This is a genomic window from Oscillibacter acetigenes (assembly GCF_025567605.1).
GTDB classification, from domain to species: Bacteria; Bacillota; Clostridia; order Oscillospirales; family Oscillospiraceae; genus Oscillibacter; species Oscillibacter welbionis.
Genome location: NZ_JAOQKG010000008.1, coordinates 102927 through 121035 on the forward strand (window position 1 = coordinate 102927; position 18109 = coordinate 121035).

Genomic DNA, 18109 nt, shown 5'->3' on the forward strand with positions numbered 1-18109 from the left:
GCCGTTTCTGGCCGCCGTCCGGATACGGCGCAGTGCGCCTGGGAACAAGGGAGCTTTGATATTTTAAATAAAGGGGGGCGTTGGTCATCCGCTTCTCAGCAGAACCGTTTCAGCCCCGGGCTGCGGGGCGTCTCCTTCACCCCGCCTCTCGATGCCCGGCATCTGAAAAGAGAGCCTGACCGCAAGCGGTCAGGCTCTCTCCCGGTCTTGTGTCTGCGGGATGTCCGGCGAATCACAGCTCTGCGGGAATGGGCTCCGGGGCGGCCTCAACAGGCGCCGGGCCGGGAACCAACTCCTCAGCAAAGGTGTGGTAGGCCGTCAGGCCCGTGCCGGCAGGGATCAGCTTGCCGATGATGACATTCTCCTTCAGGCCCACCAGATGGTCGGCCTTGCCCTTGATGGCGGCCTCCGTCAGGACCTTGGTGGTCTCCTGGAAGGAGGCGGCGGACAGGAAGGAGTCCGTGGCGAGAGATGCCTTCGTGATGCCCATCAGCAGCTGGGTGCCTACGGCGTGGCGCAGAGGCTCGCCGTTCTCCTGCCGCTCACCGGCGGCGTTGCGGCGGTCGATCTCCTCGTTGGCGTCGTCCAGCTCCAGGACGTCCACCATAGAGCCGTCCAGCAGCTTGGTGTCGCCGGCGTCCTCCAGACGGACCTTGCGCATCATCTGGCGGACGATGATCTCGATATGCTTATCGTTGATATCCACGCCCTGCTGGCGGTACACCCGCAGGACCTCTTGGATCAGGTAGTTGTACACGGCGTCAGCGCCGCGGATGCGCAGCACCTCGTGGGGATTCAACGCACCGTAGGTCAGCTGGTGGCCGGCCTCGATCACGTCGCCGTCCTTCACCAGCAGGCCGGTGTGAGGCACCGCGTAGGTGCGGGTGTCCCCGTCAGGTGCGGTGATGACGATGTTCACCAGGCTGCCCTTGCTGGTCTCTTCGAACTTGACCGTGCCGCCGATCTCTGCCAGAGTAGCCATCCGCTTGGGCTTACGGGCCTCAAACAGTTCCTCGACACGGGGAAGACCCTGGGTGATGTCGCCGCCGGCCAGACCGCCGGTGTGGAAGGTACGCATGGTCAGCTGGGTGCCGGGTTCGCCGATGGACTGGGCGGCAATGATGCCGACCGCCTCGCCCGGACCCACAGGCTGCTGGGTGGCCAGGTTCATGCCGTAGCACTTGGCGCACACGCCGCTGTGGGCCTTGCAGGTCAGCACGGTGCGGATCATGACGGTGGGGTGCTCGTCAACCGCCGGGTCGAAGGTGCAGCGGTCGCCGTCGCGGTAGTTGGCCTGGACCCACTTGTGGGTCTCCAGGATCTTGGCGTCGTTCTCGTCCATCATCTTGGTGCTGGACAGCAGCACCTCGCCGGTATCGGCGTCCACCACATCGCCCACCAGGAAACGGCCCCGGAGCCGGTCGGAGAACTTCTCGATCACCTGGCCGTTCTCGCTGATCTCGGAGACCTTGATGCCGTGGGTCACGTGGCAGTCCTCCTCCCGGATGATGACATCCTGGGAGACGTCCACCATGCGGCGGGTCAGGTAACCGGAGTCTGCGGTACGCAGAGCCGTGTCGGCCAGGCCCTTCCGGGCGCCTCTGGAGGAGATGAAGTACTCCAGGGCGGTCAGGCCCTCGCGGTAGTTCGCCTTGATGGGGATCTCGATGGTGCGGCCGGCGGTGTTGGCGATCAGGCCACGCATACCAGCCAGCTGGCGGATCTGCTTCATAGAACCGCGGGCGCCGGAGTCCGCCATCATGAAAATGGGGTTATAGCGGTCCAGGTTCTTCTGCAGGGCGTCAGAGACATCGTTGGTGGTCTTCTCCCACACCTGCACCACCTGCTTGTAGCGCTCGTGCTCGGTCATGAAGCCCATCTTGTACTGGTTCTCAATGTCCAGCACCTTCTGCTCGGAGGCCGCCACCAGCTCGTACTTCTTGGGGGGCACGGTCATATCCGCGATGGAGACCGTGATGGCCGCCAGGGTGGAGTGCTTGTAGCCGGTGGCCTTGATGGCGTCCAGCACCTCAGCGGCCACGGTGAAGCCGTGCTTGTTGATGGTGCGGTCTACGATCTGGCCCAGCTGCTTCTTGCCGCAGGTGAAGGTCACCTCATAGTCGCAGACGTGGGCGGGATCGGTCCGGTCCACAAAGCCCAGGTCCTGAGGGATGTTCTGGTTGAAGATGATACGGCCGGGGGTGGACTCTACCACAGCGGTGTGGCTGACGCCGTCCACGGTCATGGTGCGGCGCACGCCGATGGGGCAGTGGGGCCCAATCACATGGTCGTTGTAGGCCATGAGGGCCTCTTCCTCGCTGGCGTAGAAGTGGAGAGGGCGGTAGGCGGCCTTCTTCTGCCCCTTCTCCAGGGCGTCGTTGGCGGCCACAAAGTCATCCGCGTCCACGATGGAGTGAGCGGTGAGGTTGGTGTCGCCGGCATCCTCGCACCAGATGGTCTCGGCGCCCTTCTCCGCCTTGCCCATGCGGTCCATGGTCAGGTAGTAGGAGCCCAGCACCATGTCCTGGGTAGGCACGGTGACAGGGCCGCCGTCCTGGGGACGCAGCAGGTTGTTGGCGGAGAGCATCAGGATGCGGGCCTCCGCCTGGGCCTCGGCCGACAGGGGCACGTGAATGGCCATCTGGTCGCCGTCGAAGTCCGCGTTGAAGGCGGTGCAGTTCAGGGGGTGCAGCTTCAAGGCCCGGCCGTCCACCAGCACCGGCTCGAAGGCCTGGATGCCCAGACGGTGCAGCGTCGGAGCGCGGTTCAGCATGACGGGGTGGTCCTTGATGATGACATCCAGAGCGTCCCACACCTCGGTGACGCCCTTGTCCACCATCTTCTTGGCGGACTTGATGTTGTTGGCAGTGCCGTCCTCCACCAGCTTTTTCATGATGAAGGGACGGAACAGCTCCACGGCCATCTCCTTGGGCACGCCGCACTGATAGATTTTCAGCTCGGGGCCGACCACGATAACGGAACGGCCGGAGTAGTCCACGCGCTTGCCCAGCAGGTTCTGGCGGAACCGCCCCTGCTTGCCCTTTAACAGATCGCTGAGGGACTTCAGCGCCCGGTTGTTGGCGCCGGTGACGGCGCGGCCCCGGCGGCCGTTGTCGATCAGGGCGTCCACAGCCTCCTGGAGCATCCGCTTCTCATTGCGGACGATGATATCTGGGGCGTTCAGCTGGATCAGCCGCTTCAGTCGGTTGTTCCGGTTGATGACCCGGCGGTACAGGTCGTTCAGGTCGGACGTGGCGAACCGGCCGCCGTCCAGCTGCACCATGGGGCGCAGCTCCGGCGGGATAACAGGCAGCACGTCGATGACCATCCACTCCGGCTTGTTGCCGGACAGACGGAAGGCGTCCACCACCTCCAGCCGCTTGACGATCCGGGCCTTCTTCTGGCCGGAGGCATCCTTCAGCTCTGCGTGGAGCTGGGCGGAGAGGGCCTCCAGGTCCACGTCCTGGAGCAGCTTCTTCACGGCTTCGGCGCCCATGCCGGCCTGGAAGTCGTCCTCATACTTCTCACGGTAATCCCGGTACTCCTTCTCGGAGAGGATCTGATTCTTGGTCAGCGGAGTCTCACCGGGGTCGGTGACGATATAGTTGGCGAAATACAGCACCTTTTCCAGGATCCGGGGGCTGATGTCCAGCAGCAGACCCATCCGGGAGGGGATGCCCTTGAAATACCAGATGTGGGAGACGGGGGTGGCCAGCTCGATGTGGCCCATGCGCTCCCGGCGGACCTTGGCCCGGGTGACTTCGACGCCGCAGCGGTCGCAGATCTTGCCCTTGTAGCGGATCTTCTTGTACTTGCCGCAGTGGCACTCCCAGTCCTTGGTGGGTCCGAAGATGCGCTCGCAGAACAGGCCGTCCCGCTCCGGCTTCAGGGTGCGGTAGTTGATGGTCTCCGGCTTTTTCACCTCGCCATAGGACCAGGCGCGGATCTGCTCCGGAGAGGCCATGCCGATCTTAATCGCGTCAAAGGCAATGTTGTTGCCAGTGTTGTTGTCGATCATCTTGCGATTTCCTCCTTACATGATCCAGAATTGTTGAGTTGACGAACAATACGATCCTGGATCATTCGTCGTCGAAGTCCACGTCGATGTCCGCGCCGGCATCCTCCGGGGCGTCCTCGATGTCAAAGCCGGAATCCTGGAACTCCGCCTCTTCGGAGAAGGCGCGGTGCCGGTCATCGTCGGCGTCCATCCGGGCCAGGTTGAAGGTGTCCATAGCGTCCTCGTCTTCCTTCAGTTCGATGACGTTGCCGTCCTTGTCCAGCACCTGAATGTCCAGGCACAGGGACTGCAGCTCCTTCACCAGCACCTTGAAGGACTCCGGCACACCGGGCTGGGGCACGTTGTGGCCCTTGACGATGGCCTCGTAGGTCCGGACGCGGCCGGTGACGTCGTCAGACTTCACCGTCAGGATCTCCTGCAGGGTATAGGCCGCGCCATAGGCCTCCAGGGCCCAGACTTCCATTTCGCCGAAGCGCTGGCCGCCGAACTGGGCCTTGCCGCCCAGCGGCTGCTGAGTAACCAGGGAGTACGGGCCGGTGGAGCGGGCGTGGATCTTGTCGTCCACCAGATGGTGCAGTTTCAGGAAGTACACGTAGCCCACGGTGACCTTGTTGTCGAAGGGCTCACCGGTGCGGCCATCGTACAGCACGCTCTTGCCCTCAGGATCCAGGCCCGCCTGCTGCAGCAGCTCCTGAATGTCGCTGTAAGACGCGCCGTCGAAGATGGGGGTGGCCACCTTCCAGCCCAGCTTCTGGGCGGCGTAGCCCAGATGGACCTCCAGCACCTGGCCGATGTTCATACGGCTGGGCACGCCCAGGGGGTTCAGCACGATGTCCAGCGGCGTGCCGTCGGGCAGGAAGGGCATATCCTCCTGCGGCAGGACCCGGGACACGACACCCTTGTTGCCGTGGCGGCCTGCCATCTTGTCGCCCACCTGGATCTTCCGGCGCTGGGCGATATACACCCGCACTACCATGTTCACGCCGGGCCCCAGCTCGTCGCCGTTCTCCCGGGTGAAGACCTTGGCGTCCACGATGATGCCGCTCTCGCCGTGGGGGACCTTCAGAGAGGTGTCCCGGACCTCCCGGGCCTTCTCACCGAAGATGGCCCGCAGCAGCCGCTCCTCGGCGGTGAGGTCGGTCTCGCCCTTGGGCGTGACCTTGCCCACCAGGATGTCGCCGGAACGGACCTCTGCGCCGATGCGGATGATGCCGTTCTCGTCCAGATCCTTCAGGGCGTCCTCGCCCACATTGGGGATGTCTCTTGTGATCTCCTCCGGGCCCAGCTTGGTGTCCCGGGCGTCGATCTCGTACTCTTCGATGTGGATGGAGGTATACAGGTCCTCCCGCACCAGACGCTCGTTCAGCAGCACGGCGTCCTCGTAGTTGTAGCCCTCCCAGGTCATGAAGCCAACCAGGATGTTCTGGCCCAGGGCGATCTCGCCCTGCTCAGTGGCGGGGCCGTCCGCCAGGACGGTGGGATCCACGGTCTGGCCGTTCTCGTCGGTGCCCCAGCCGTGAACCCGCTCGCCCACCTCCACGATGGGCCGCTGGTTGATGCAGGTGCCGTGGTTGGACCGGAGGAACTTGGTCAGCTTGTAGTCCTTGACCTCGCCGCTGTCGTACTTGACGGTGATGTGGCGGGCGTCCACAGAGGTCACCACGCCGTCGCCCTCCGCCAGGACAGCGATCTCAGAGTCGATGCAGATCTTGTGCTCCATGCCGGTGCCCACAATGGGCGCGTGGGGACGCAGCAGAGGCACGGCCTGACGCTGCATGTTGGCGCCCATCAGGGCGCGGTTGGCGTCGTCGTTGGGCAGGAAGGGGATCATGGCCGTCGCGATGGAGACCATCATCCGGGGGGACACATCGATGTAGTCCACCCGCTCCTTGTCCACCTCCACGATCTCGTCCCGGTGCCGGGCCGTGATACGGGCGTTGATGAGGCAGCCGTTCTCGTCCAGAGGCTCAGCAGCCTGGCCGACGATGTAGTTGTCCTCCTCGTCGGCGGTCATATAGACAATCTCGTCGGAGACGTGGAAGGTCTCCTTGTCCACCGCCCGGTAGGGCGCCTCAATAAAGCCGTACTCATTGATCCGGGCATAGGTGGCGAGATAAGAGATCAGGCCGATGTTGGGACCTTCAGGGGTCTCGATGGGGCACATGCGGCCGTAATGGCTGTAATGGACGTCGCGGACCTCCATGCTGGCACGCTCGCGGGAGAGGCCGCCGGGGCCCAGGGCGGAAAGACGCCGCTTGTGGGTCAGCTCCGCCAGGGGGTTGGTCTGATCCATGAACTGGCTCAGGGGGCTGGAGCCGAAGAACTCCTTGATGGCGGCAGTGACGGGGCGGATGTTGATGAGGCTCTGGGGGGTGACCACATCCAGGTCCTGGATGGTCATGCGCTCCCGGATTACCCGCTCCATCCGGGAAAAGCCGATGCGGAACTGGTTCTGCAGCAGCTCGCCCACGCAGCGCAGGCGGCGGTTGCCCAGGTGGTCGATGTCATCCTTCACGGAGATGCCCCGGGCCAGGCCGTTCATATAGTTGATGGAGGTGAGGATATCATCAATGATGATATGCTTGGGCACCAGATCGGCCCGGTGCAGGCGGATCTGGTCCTTCAGCTCCTCGCCGCTGTACTGGCCCAGCAGCTCCTGCAGCACGTCGAAGCGCACCCGCTCCTTGATACCGCACTCGGCCAGGGGATCGAAGTCCACATAATGGCTCAGGTCGCACATCTTATTGGACATGACCCGCAGGGGCGCTCCCTCCACGTCGATGGTGACCTCTCCCACGCCGACCGTATCCAGCAGGCGGGCATCGTCCTTGGTCAGCAGATGGCCCTCATCAAACAGGAGCTCACCGGTGGCAGGATCTGCCACGGGATAGACCAGCTTGTAGCCGGGGATGCGCTGCCACAGGGACAGCTTCTTGTTGAACTTGTACCGGCCCACGGTGGACAGGTCGTAGCGCCGGGGGTCGAAGAACAGGTTGTGGATCAGGGTCTCGCTGGCCTCCACCGTGGGGGGCTCGCCGGGACGCAGGCGCCGGTAGATCTCCAGCATGGCGTCCTCGTAGTTCTTGCAGGGGTCCTTCTCCAGGGTGGTGACGATGCGGGGATCGTCGCCGAACTGGTCCAGGATCTCCTGGTCCGTCTTCAGGCCCAGGGCCCGGATCAGGCAGGTGATGGGGAGCTTGCGGTTCTTGTCGATGCGGACCCAGAAGACCTCGTTGGCGTCGGTCTCATACTCCAGCCAGGCGCCCCGGTTGGGGATGACAGTGGAGGTGAGGATGGGCAGGTCGGTCTTGATGTCCGTCTCCTTGCCGTAGTACACACCGGGGGACCGGACGATCTGGGAAACCACGACGCGCTCGGCGCCGTTGATAACAAAGGTGCCGGAGTGGGTCATCAGCGGGAAGTCGCCCATGAAGATCTCCTGCTCCTTGATCTCCTCGGTCTCCTTGTTCCGAAGGCGGACCTTCACCTTCAGCGGCGCGGCGTAGGTGGCATCCCGGGCCTTGCACTCCTCCACGTCGTACTTGGGCGCCTCATCCATCTTGTAGTCGATGAAGGTCAGCTCCAGGTTGCCCTGATAGTCCGTGATCGCGCCCACGTCGTTGAACACCTCCCGGAGGCCGGTGTCCAAAAACTCCTGGTAAGACTTCTTCTGGATCTCCAGAAGGTTGGGCATGGGCATGACTTCCTCGTGCCTGGCGAAGTTCTTACGAAGGGTCTTTCCGTAGTACTTGTCTTTGGCCATCTTCTCATTCACCTTTCTTCTGTGCGCCCCGCCCTGTCCTGCCGGGCGCGTGGTTTTTCGGGTGGCGCGGCCAGGAATGATACGCACGGTATCGTTGTTAAAATTCCTGCATCCCGCTCTTGCATTGTTCTGGGAAATATGCTATCGTTATCTCAACGATAAAAAATGGCGGAATATCCTCTGCCATCATATAAGCGTCTTATTTTACCATGGTTTTTTTCCTCTGTCAAGGGGAATTTCGTTGCGGTTGGGGATTTCTTCCAGCCGTTTTTTGTTGCCATGTGGCGAAAAAAACGCAGAAAAGGGCCCCATCCATCTGGATGGGGTCCTTTTTATGCTCTGGATTACTCGTAGAGCTCTTCGTCGGCGTAGTCGTCGTACTCGGAGCCGAATTTCCGGGCCAGCCGCTTCTTCATACCGCTGTATCCCACGCTGAGGTCATGCCAGCCGCCGATCAGCAGGCAGATAACCGCTGCGAATGCCAGGCTGGCGCCGATGATCTTCAAGACCATGCTTGCAGTTTTGTTCATAACGTTCCTCCTGTTTCGGTACTCTGGCCGCCTTTCTTTGTCCTATCATACACCCTCTGCCGGAATTTGACAACTGTTTTCTGTACAGGCCGCAAAAATCCAAGCAGCCGGATGCCGCGGCAGTGCGGCATCTCTATCATGCCGGGATTCGGCCGTTTTATTGGGTCGGGGAATTCCTTTATTTTCCCTGCCAGAATCCATTCCGGTTGATATAGGCGATCACATTCCGTTCAGTTTCCAGGCCGTGAGCCGCGTCGTATGCCTTCAGCGCCATTCGGATGATCCCCGCCAGTGTGGCAATGTTCAGATGGGGATCGCCGAAATGGTAGGACGCCTTCTGCCGCTGCTCGTCCAAAACCGCCTTGAATGCCGGGTCCTCCGGGGAAATTCCCCGCGTCCGGAGTTCCTCTGCATAGGATCTCCCGTATATCTTTTTGTATTCTTCGATCCCGTTTACCCACCAGAAGGTGTCATAAAAAGGCACGCCGTATGCCCGCAGCCAGTCCCACATGACCTCCGGATCCGCCACATTGGGGTTTCCAAATGGCATCGCTTACACAAGATGACAAAATTGGACGGCGTGTCCTCGCCGCCCAGAGAAGCAGGGACGATGTGGCAGCGTTCCAGACTGCGCTGGCAGTCGCAGCGCCAGCACTGCTCATGGGCCTCCGCGAAATCGACGCTCAATCCGCATTCACCCGTGTGCTTTGCCCAATAGTCCACAATTTCAGGGATGGTCGTCCGAATCCGTTCTCCCGCCATGGTCTATGCGCCTCCCATCCATATCATACCTCTCCAGCAGCACCACGCTCTCAACATGCCGTGTGGCGGGAAACATGTCCACTGCACAGGCCCGGACGGCCCGGTAACCCAGCTCTCCGAACCGCTTCACGTCCCGGCCCAGCGTGGCGGGGTCGCAGGAGACATACACCACCCGCTCCGGCCCCATGGCCGCGATGGAGCCGATCACCTCCGGCGCCAGCCCTTTCCGGGGCGGGTCCACGGTGATGACGTCCGGCCGCAGGCCCTCCGTCTCCAGCCGTGCGGCTGTCTCAGCCGCGTCGCCGCAGAAGAATTCCGCGTTTTCAATGTGGTTCCGGGCGGCGTTCTCTTTGGCGTCCCGGATGGCCGCCGGCACGATCTCCGCACCGATGACCCGTCCGGCCCGCTTCGCCAGGCACAGCGTAATGGTGCCGATGCCGCAGTACAGGTCCAGCACCGTCTCCCGCCCCGTCAGGCCGGCATAATCCAGGGCCTTGCCGTACAACGCTTCCGCCTGATCTCGGTTCACCTGGTAAAAGGAGGGCACCGACAACTTGAACTCCAGGCCGCAGAGGGTGTCCATCAGATAGTCCCGCCCCCAGAGGGTGCGGTACTTCTCCCCCAGAATCACGTTGCCCCGCTTCGTGTTGCTGTTCACCAGCACTCCCGCGGTGTGGGGCACGGCGGCGCAGACATAGGCGGCCAGCTCCGGCTCCCGGGGGGCCTGCCTGCCGTTGATTACCACGCAGCAAAGGCTCTCGCCCTTCCGGTTCACCCGGACGTACACATGGCGCACCAGTCCCTTTCCGGTGGCCTCGTCGTAGGCGGGAACCTTGTAGCGCCGCATCCACTCCCCCACCGCCGCGGCGGTTTTGTCCGCCGCCTCGGGCTGGATCAAGCACCGCTTCACCGGCACCACCTGATGGGACCGGGCCCGGTAGAAACCGATGGCGCCGTCCGCGCCCACGGGGTACTGGCTCTTGTTGCGGTAGTGGAGGGGGTTCTTTGCCCCCAGGATCTCCTCCACCCGGATGTCTGCGCCCCCCAGGCGGGTCAGGGCGTCCTGGACCCGCTGGCGCTTGGCCCACAGCTCCTCGGGGTACGTCAGGTGCTGGAAGTCGCACCCGCCGCACCGGCCGTAATCGGGGCACTCGGGCTGGGCCCGGTCGGGAGAGGGCTTGTGGATCTTCACGATCTCCCCTGCGGCGGCGGTCTTCATCACCTTGGTGATTTTCAGGTCGATGGTTTCCCCCCGGACGGCCTGAGGGACGAACACCACGGCGCCGTCCAGGCGGACGATGCCCAAACCCTCGCTGGAGTAGGATTCCACCGTGCCGGTGTAGATGCGGTTTTCATGAAGTCGATCCATAGATACCTCCGGGGGGTGCGTCCCATTGGACGCTGGAATTTCAGCCATGCTGATGGCTAGGCAGATGCGCCCCCCATTCTCTTTTTGGTCTTACCCAAAAAGAGAACGCGCCGCGCCCGGTGTAAGAGAAAAAGGCGCTTTGGTCGCAACTTTGCACCTCTGGTGCAAAGTTGCTGTACGGGGGTCGGCGTGAGATGGTGCCTGCGGGTCTGCGATGGCTCCCCGACGGGCGCGGCGGGGTGCGGTACAGGCTTGATGGCGGATTCCCGCGGCGCGGGTGCGTCTTGGGTCGGGGTGCAAGGACGCATTTGACCGGCTCCTCTTTCCGCGCGTTCCGCTTCGCTACGCGCTACCCGGGTGGTCGTAGGGGTTTATGCTTTCGGGCGGATGTCCACATCCGCCCGTTGCACCAGTTCCCGCGCGGGACGGCCAGCGGCAGCGAAAAGAGAAGCAGAGACAATGCGATAACCACCCCGACGACCTCCGCACCATCCGCCACGGGACGGCAGTCCCAGAAATCGCAGAAGATGATAGCGTGCCCGAAGGCAGGCCAAAATCGGCGCTTGCACCGATCCGCCGACCCCCGTCGCGCGGAGGCACGAACGCGCCGGAGCGCGTCTAAGCGGTCTTTTCTTTTGGACCGTGCACGGCCCGTTTCTCTTTTGGCAAGACCGAAAGGGGCCCCCGCCGCGCCCCGCGCGGTGGGGAGAGGAGGAGCAAGGGAGCAGGCGCAGTTTTCGCCGCAGGCGGAAACGGAGCTGAGCGGACTTTGCGACGACGACAATGGGGGGTGCATCCCGCTGGACCAGCCCCCTGCGGGAGCAGAATCCCCCGTGGCCGCCGGACGGCGGCCCATCCCATGTTACCCCCGCACGTCGCTCCGCCCCAGCAGATAATCTGTGGTCACGTCGAAGTAATCCGCCAGGGCCACCAGTCCCTCGTAATCCGGCCGGCGAGAGCCGCCCTCATAGTTCTGGTAAGACCTCAGCTTGATACCGAGGAAATCGGCCATCTTTGACTGGGTCACTTTCTTTTCTCTCCGCAGTTCGCGCAGTCTCTCCGCAAATTTTATCATAAAAACTCTCAAACCCCTTGACACGCACAATATGGGTGTATATAATGATATGTACAAAATGGGTGCTATGGTGATCGCTATGTCGGATGCAATGGAAATTTTATATGCCTATGCCAAGGAGGAGCTCCTCCCCTCCTATCTCCCCTCCCCGGAGTACCGGGAAGTCTCCCGCCTAACCGCCCGCCTGTCCCTGCGGCTCCGGGACCTGCTTCCGGACGACAGCTGGAACACCGTCGAAAAATACGAGGATGCGGCGGCGCAGCTCCACAGCATGGAGCTGGAGGCCGCGTTCCAGGCCGCCTTCTCTCTGGCAAGGGAGCTGCCTTAGCTCTCCCACTTCTCCAGCAGCTGCCGCAGCTGGTCCGCGAACCGGGCCAGGGACTTGTTGTCCCGCCCGCGGCTACGCTTGATGCTCTCCATAAGCATGTTGCCCACGGCCACCAGCCGCTCGTAGGCCGCGCTGGCCCGCATACCGCCGGTGGTCCTGGCCTTCCGCTCAGGCAGGTAGCCGGGCTCGGTCACCTTGTCGGCGATCAGGTCGTACACCTCCGTGTACTGGGGCGCGTGGGCGGTGAAGCCCAGGCCCTGGATGGTCTTGGCGAAGAAGGGCGCCACCTCCCGGTCCCCGTGGACCACGAACACGTGCTGGGGCTTGGGGGCCTGGATGGCCTGGATCCAGGAGAGCAGGTGGTTCCGGTCCGCGTGGGAGGAGAGACCCTGGAAGTTCACGATCTGCGCATGGACGGCGATCTCCTCGCCGAAGAGCTTCACGCTCTTCACACCCTCCAGCAGGGCGCGGCCCAGGGTGCCCTCCCCCTGGTAGCCCACGAACACCACGGTGCACTCCGGCCGCCAGAGGTTGTGCTTCAGGTGGTGGCGGATGCGGCCCGCGTCGCACATGCCGGAGGCGGAGATGATGACCTTGGGGGTGGGGTCCATGTTCAGCATTTTGGACTCCTCGCTGGTCTCCGTCATGCGCAGGTTGGTGAAGTTGAACATGTGGGTGCCGTCCTGCACCAGCTCCAGCGCCGCCTCATCCAGATAGCCCCGCAGGTCGCCGGTGAAGATGGTGGTGGCCTTCTTGGCCAGGGGGGAGTCGATGTACACGGGGAAGTCCGGGTCGCTCTTCACCATCCCCTTGTCCTTGATCTCCCGGATGAAGTACAGCAGCTCCTGGGTGCGGCCCACGGCGAAGGAGGGGATCACCACGTTGCCGCCCTTGGCGATGGTCTCGTCGATGATCTTCGCCAGATCGTCGGTGTAGCTCCACACCTCCGTGTGGTTGCGGTCGCCGTAGGTGGACTCCATCACCACGTAGTCCGCGCCGGTGAGGTAGGTGGGGTCCCGGATGATGGGCTGGTCCACATTGCCGATGTCGCCGGAAAAGACGATCTGTTTGGTGATGCCGCCCTCCGTGGCGGTGACGAGGATGGAGGCGGAGCCCAGCAGATGGCCCGCGTCCACGAACTCCACCCGGACGCCCTCGCACAGGTCCAGGGGCTGGTTGTACTCGCAGGTGGTCATGTACTGGCTCACCCGCTGGGCGTCCTCGATGGTGTAAAGGGGCTCCACCCGGGGGGCGCCGGACCGCTCCGCCTTGCGGTTCTTCCACTCCGCGTCGGACTCCTGGATGTGGGCGGAGTCCTGGAGCATGATGTCCATGAGATCCGCCGTCAGCCGGGTGGCGACGATCCGGCCCTGGAAGCCCTGCTTCACCAGCATGGGGATCCGGCCGGTGTGGTCGATGTGGGCGTGGGTCACCAGGACGAAGTCGATGTCGTTCGCGGCAAAGGGAAAAGCGTCGTTGGACACCTCGTCCCGCCCCTGCTGCAATCCGCAGTCCACCAGGATGCGCCTGCCGTTGACCTCCAGACAGTGGCAGCTGCCGGTGACGCACTGGTCGGCGCCGTAAAAGCTGAGCTTCATGGGGGAACCTCCTTTTTTGCTCCTCCCCGCCGCGGCGGCGGGTGGGGCTTTTTTGTCAGTTTAACACAAAGGAGCGGGCGGGGCAAGGGGCGGCGGGGATTCCGGCGGATTTTGTAACCACTTTTGCCTTGCTTTCCCCCGCGCGGACCGGTATGCTGGGATAAAAGGAGGTGGCCGGGATGGCAGAGCGGAAGACGCTGCTGATCCCCTCCCTGCTGGACGATTGGTTCCCCCTGCTGCAGTACGCCTTTACGTCGGAGGAATGGGAGCCGGTGCTGCTGACGGAGGACGATCCCCATCTGGCGGAGCTGGGGCTGAAATATTTCCACAATGAGCTGTGCTATCCGGTGTTCCTGGTGGCGGGGCAGGTGCTGTCCGCCCTGCGGTCCGGGCGGTACGACCCGGCCCGGTGCGGGGTGCTGTTCGGCCAGGCGGGGGACGAGTGCCGGGGCTCCTGCGGCATCCGCCTGCTGCGGCGGGTGCTGGACCGGCTGGGCTACGGCCGGGTGGAGACCCTGAGTCTCAATGTCCGGGGCATCGACTGGGGCACCGGGCTGCCCATCACCGCCGCCATGGTCCGCCGCTGTCTGGCCGCTGCCGTGTGGGGGGACACGCTGGCCCTGCTGCGGAACCAGACCCGGCCATACGAGGCAGTCCCCGGCACGGCGGAGGCACTCTGGCGCCGCTGGACGGAGGACCTGGGACAGGATCTGGCGGGGAATCGAGGACTCACCCGCCGGGAGATCCTGCGCCGCTGCCGGGAGATGGCGGCCGAATTCCGGGCGGTGGAGCGGGTGCCCCGTGAAGTCCAGAAGGTGGCTATCGTGGGGGAGATCTACACGAAATACTGCCACCTGGGCAACTGGAATTTGGAGCGGTATCTGGCGGCGGAGCACTGCGAGATCGGCGTGGGCGGCATCACCTGGTACGCCCTGTACTACATGGACGGCCACGCCCTGAAAGGCTCCGCCCCTGCCCGGCGGGTGTATCGGCTGCTGGCGTCGTACCTGGCGGAGATCCAGCGGGATATGCTGTCGATTTTGAATCAGGCGGGCTATCATGCCCTGCCGCCGCTGCCGGAGCTGAAGCGGCAGGCGGAGGGGTATGCTCCCCTGCGGGTGACGGTGGCGGATGGGTGGCTGATCGCTGCCGAGGCCGTGGGCTGGGCCCGGCTGGGATACCGAAAAATTCTCTGCGTCCAGCCCTTCGCCTGCCTGCCGGGCCACATCTTCGGCAAGGGGCAGTACGCCGCCCTCCAGCGCAAGCTGCCGGGCGCCCGGCTGGTAAGCGTGGACTACGACGCCTCCACCGGCGAGGGCACGGTCCTCAGCCGCATCCGGATGCTGCTGGACGAGGAGCTGGATCCGGAGCTCCTATGACTGGGCAATCGATTGCCCGGTCGGGAAGCGTTTGTTTCTTTTCGCTGATTTCCCCGCCGCGTCCTGTCGAAAAATCATGGCTTCTGCCGGACATGGGCCGCTATTTATGAACTTTTTTTACAAAAGTTGTTTTTTCTTTGCATTCCACCTGCGATTGTGGTATGCTATTTCTGCTTTTTCGTGGGGACTGCCCCACCTTTTATAAATAATATGGATCAACGGGCCTTTCTCCAGCGCTCCGCCATTCCGGCGGGCCGGAGGGACCGGCCCGGAAAGGAAGTATCACAATCATGGGTCTGATGAAAAAGATTTTTGGCGATTACAGCTCCCGGGAGCTGAAATCCATCTACCCCATCGTGGACAAGATCGAGTCCATGGCCGACGAATACAAGGCCATGAGCGACGAGGCCCTGCGGGCCAAGACCACGGAGTTCAAGGAGCGCCTGCAGAATGGCGAGACCCTGGACGATATCCTGCCGGAGGCTTTTGCCACCGTGCGGGAGGCCGCGGACCGGGTGCTGGGCATGCGGCCCTACCGGGTGCAGCTGGTGGGCGGCATCGTGCTGCACCAGGGCCGGATCGCCGAGATGAAGACCGGCGAGGGCAAGACCCTGGTAGCCACTCTGCCCGCCTATCTGAACGCCCTGACCGGCCGGGGCGTCCACATCGTCACGGTGAACGACTACCTGGCCAAGCGCGACAGTGAGTGGATGGGCAAGGTCCACCGCTTCCTGGGCCTGAAGGTGGGCCTGATCGTCCACGGCCTGACCACCAAGGAGCGGCAGGCCGCTTACGCCGCGGACATCACCTATGGCACCAACAACGAGATGGGCTTCGACTATCTGCGGGACAACATGTGCATCTACTCCACGGAGCTGGTGCAGCGGGGTCATGCCTTCGCCATCGTGGACGAGGTGGACTCCATCCTGATCGACGAGGCCCGGACACCCCTCATCATCTCCGGCCAGGGGGAGAAGTCCACCCAGCTCTATGACATGGCAGAGATGTTCGTCTCCCGCCTGAAGAAGCAGGCGGTCGTCCAGGTGGACAACAAGGAGGAAGAGGATCCCGCCGAGGCGGACGCGGACTACATCGTGGATGAGAAGGCCAAGACCGCCATGCTCACCGCCCGGGGCATCGCCAAGGCGGAGGAGTTCTTCCACGTGGAGAATCTGTCCGACCCGGAGAACGCTACCCTCTCCCACCACATCAACCAGGCCATCAAGGCCCACGGCGTGATGAAGCGGGACATCGACTATGTGGTGAAGGACGGCGAGGTTATCATCGTGGACGAGTTCACCGGCCGTCTGATGTTCGGCCGGCGCTACTCCAACGGCCTGCACCAGGCCATCGAGGCTAAGGAGCACGTCACCGTGGCCAGCGAGAACAAGACCTTGGCCACCATCACCTTCCAGAACTACTTCCGCCTGTACGACAAGCTGTCCGGCATGACCGGCACCGCCATGACGGAGCAGGAGGAGTTCGGCACCATCTACGAGCTGGACATTGTGGAGATCCCCACCAACCGGCCCAACCAGCGCCACGACCACCACGACGTGGTGTACAAGACCGAGGCAGGCAAGTACCGAGCGGTCATCCAGCAGATCAAGGACTGCCACGCCAAGGGCCAGCCCGTGCTGGTGGGTACCGTGTCCATTGAGAAGAACGAGCTGCTCAGCGGCCTGCTGGCCCGGGAGGGCATCCAGCACAACCTGCTGAACGCCAAGAACCATGAGAAGGAAGCGGAGATCGTGGCCCAGGCGGGCAAGTTCGGCGCCGTCACCGTGGCCACCAACATGGCCGGCCGCGGCACCGATATCATGCTGGGCGGCAACGCCGAGTACCTGGCCCGGGCAGACCTGGTGAAGGCCGGCTACTCCGATGAGGTCATTGCCGACGCCACCGGCTACGCCGAAACAGACAACGAGGAGATTCTGGCCGCCCGGAAGCTGTTTGCCGAGAAGATGGCCCAGCACAAGGCGGTGATCGCGGAGGAGGCGGAGAAGGTCCGCGCCGCCGGCGGCCTCTTCATCATCGGCACAGAGCGCCACGAATCCCGCCGGATCGACAACCAGCTCCGCGGCCGCGCCGGCCGCCAGGGCGACCCCGGCGAGACCCGGTTCTATATCTCCCTGGAGGACGACCTGATGCGCCTCTTCGGCGGCGAGCGGATCCAGAACATGATGGAGAAGTTCGACCTGGACGAGGACACCCCCATCGAGAACAAGATGCTGACCAAGGCCATCGAGAACGCCCAGACCACCGTGGAGTCCCGGAACTTCCAGTCCCGCAAGTCCGTGCTGGAGTACGACGACGTCATGAACAAGCAGCGGGAGATCATCTACCAGCAGCGCCGGGAGGTTCTGGACGGCAAGGACCTGAAGGACACCATCCTGTCCATGACCCGCAACGCCATCGCCGACCACGTGGCTATGGTCTTCGGCGAGGCCCAGGCCCTGGACGCCGCCGGCTGCCGGGAGATGCTGCGCGGCCTGGAGGGGCTGTACTTCCCCAAGGACACCTTCCAGTTCACGGAGGACGACGCCGCCGACAAGACCCAGCAGGACTTCACCGACCTCTTCCTGGAGGCCGCAGAGAAGACCTACGAGGCCAAGGAGGCGGAGATCGGTACGCCCCTCATGCGGGAGCTGGAGCGGGTCATCATGCTGCGCGTGGTGGACGAGTACTGGATGGACCACATCGACGCCATGGACGACCTGAAGCAGGGCATCCGCCTGCGGGCCTATGCCAACACCGACCCGGTCATCGCCTACAAGCAGGAGTCCCTGACCATGTTCGAGGAGATGGTCTCCGCCATCCAGACCGAGACGGTCCGCCGCATGTTCTCCGTCCGGCTGAAGAAGGACGAGGAGGTCAAGCGGGAGCGGGTGGCCAAGGGCATGGTGGAAAACGTGGGCGGCGACGGCACCGCCCCCAAGAAGCAGCCTGTCAAGGTCAACAAGATCGGCCGCAACGACCCCTGCCCCTGCGGCAGCGGCCTGAAGTGGAAGAAGTGCACCTGCAAGGAGTACCACGACAACTGATTTCGAGGGGGAGCAGGCTCCCCCTCGACCTCCCCCACCACCAGTCTGCGGACTGGTGAACGCGCCCAAGGCGCTTAGGTCAAAGTATTTTCGCCACGTACACGCCGCGGCGAAAATGATTGGAATTTCTTGATCTGCCTTCGGCAGATCAACTGGGGAAACCCGGATGGGTTTCCCCTAGCCCCTTTCCTTTTGGGAGCATCTCCTCACTCTCCACTCTATCTTTTATCCTTTGTCTTTTCA

The 18109-nt window shown here is 63.2% G+C and carries 11 protein-coding genes; 3 read left to right on the plus strand and 8 right to left on the minus strand.

Going from position 1 to position 18109, the window contains the following annotated elements; all coding sequences use genetic code 11:
• Positions 1-232: 232 nt before the first annotated feature.
• The 7 genes from rpoC to OCV80_RS15655 all read right to left on the minus strand — a co-directional run bounded on the left by rpoC (position 233) and on the right by OCV80_RS15655 (position 11517).
• A complete protein-coding gene (gene rpoC / locus OCV80_RS15625) occupies positions 233-4018 on the minus strand; it encodes a DNA-directed RNA polymerase subunit beta' (protein ID WP_021750742.1) in 3786 nt (1261 codons plus the stop codon).
• A 61-nt stretch (positions 4019-4079) separates the two neighbouring features.
• Entirely contained in the window at positions 4080-7781 is a 3702-nt protein-coding gene (gene rpoB / locus OCV80_RS15630; RefSeq protein WP_021750743.1) for a DNA-directed RNA polymerase subunit beta, read from the minus strand.
• Between the two features lie 344 nt (positions 7782-8125).
• A complete protein-coding gene (locus OCV80_RS15635; protein WP_021750746.1) occupies positions 8126-8311 on the minus strand; it encodes a hypothetical protein in 186 nt (61 codons plus the stop codon).
• A gap of 178 nt (positions 8312-8489) precedes the next feature.
• Positions 8490-8840 (minus strand): hypothetical protein, encoded by a 351-nt coding sequence (locus OCV80_RS15640; RefSeq protein ID WP_267288542.1) that lies wholly within the window; start codon positions 8838-8840, stop codon positions 8490-8492.
• Positions 8765-9073, minus strand: a complete 309-nt coding sequence (locus OCV80_RS15645) for an HNH endonuclease (protein ID WP_267288543.1) — start codon at positions 9071-9073, stop codon at positions 8765-8767. The genes OCV80_RS15640 and OCV80_RS15645 overlap by 76 nt, the downstream gene beginning before the upstream one ends.
• Positions 9039-10442, minus strand: coding sequence for a 23S rRNA (uracil(1939)-C(5))-methyltransferase RlmD (gene rlmD, locus OCV80_RS15650; RefSeq protein ID WP_267288544.1), 1404 nt, complete (start codon positions 10440-10442; stop codon positions 9039-9041). Before rlmD ends, OCV80_RS15645 begins: the two co-directional genes overlap by 35 nt.
• Positions 10443-11304: 862 nt before the next feature.
• Positions 11305-11517, minus strand: a complete 213-nt coding sequence (locus tag OCV80_RS15655) for a helix-turn-helix domain-containing protein (RefSeq protein ID WP_021750755.1) — start codon at positions 11515-11517, stop codon at positions 11305-11307.
• A gap of 49 nt (positions 11518-11566) precedes the next feature.
• Between OCV80_RS15655 and OCV80_RS15660 the strand changes: the two genes are divergently transcribed.
• Entirely contained in the window at positions 11567-11845 is a 279-nt protein-coding gene (locus OCV80_RS15660; protein WP_136891622.1) for a DUF6809 family protein, read from the plus strand.
• Here OCV80_RS15660 and OCV80_RS15665 read toward each other — a convergent pair.
• A complete protein-coding gene (locus OCV80_RS15665; protein WP_025545630.1) occupies positions 11842-13443 on the minus strand; it encodes an MBL fold metallo-hydrolase RNA specificity domain-containing protein in 1602 nt (533 codons plus the stop codon). The two genes, OCV80_RS15660 and OCV80_RS15665, sit on opposite strands and share 4 nt — an antisense overlap.
• Positions 13444-13622: 179 nt before the next feature.
• Here OCV80_RS15665 and OCV80_RS15670 point away from each other — a divergent pair, with 179 nt between their 5' ends.
• Together OCV80_RS15670 and secA are read left to right on the plus strand one after the other, a co-directional pair.
• The gene (locus tag OCV80_RS15670) at positions 13623-14822 is read left to right on the plus strand and encodes a hypothetical protein (RefSeq protein ID WP_267288545.1); all 1200 of its coding nucleotides are present in this window, start codon (positions 13623-13625) and stop codon (positions 14820-14822) included.
• 287 nt (positions 14823-15109) lie between these two features.
• Positions 15110-17866, plus strand: coding sequence for a preprotein translocase subunit SecA (secA, locus tag OCV80_RS15675; RefSeq protein WP_267288551.1), 2757 nt, complete (start codon positions 15110-15112; stop codon positions 17864-17866).
• Positions 17867-18109: the final 243 nt, after the last annotated feature.

Bases quoted from the DNA above. Each gene is read 5' to 3' on its own strand.
- rpoC (WP_021750742.1), bottom strand. From the start codon at position 4,018: ATGATCGACAACAACACTGGCAACAACATTGCCTTTGACGCGATTAAG.
- rpoB (WP_021750743.1), bottom strand. From the start codon at position 7,781: ATGGCCAAAGACAAGTACTACGGAAAGACCCTTCGTAAGAACTTCGCC.
- OCV80_RS15635 (WP_021750746.1), bottom strand. From the start codon at position 8,311: ATGAACAAAACTGCAAGCATGGTCTTGAAGATCATCGGCGCCAGCCTG.
- OCV80_RS15645 (WP_267288543.1), bottom strand. From the start codon at position 9,073: ATGGCGGGAGAACGGATTCGGACGACCATCCCTGAAATTGTGGACTAT.
- rlmD (WP_267288544.1), bottom strand. From the start codon at position 10,442: ATGGATCGACTTCATGAAAACCGCATCTACACCGGCACGGTGGAATCC.
- OCV80_RS15655 (WP_021750755.1), bottom strand. From the start codon at position 11,517: ATGATAAAATTTGCGGAGAGACTGCGCGAACTGCGGAGAGAAAAGAAA.
- OCV80_RS15660 (WP_136891622.1), top strand. From the start codon at position 11,567: ATGTACAAAATGGGTGCTATGGTGATCGCTATGTCGGATGCAATGGAA.
- OCV80_RS15665 (WP_025545630.1), bottom strand. From the start codon at position 13,443: ATGAAGCTCAGCTTTTACGGCGCCGACCAGTGCGTCACCGGCAGCTGC.
- OCV80_RS15670 (WP_267288545.1), top strand. From the start codon at position 13,623: ATGGCAGAGCGGAAGACGCTGCTGATCCCCTCCCTGCTGGACGATTGG.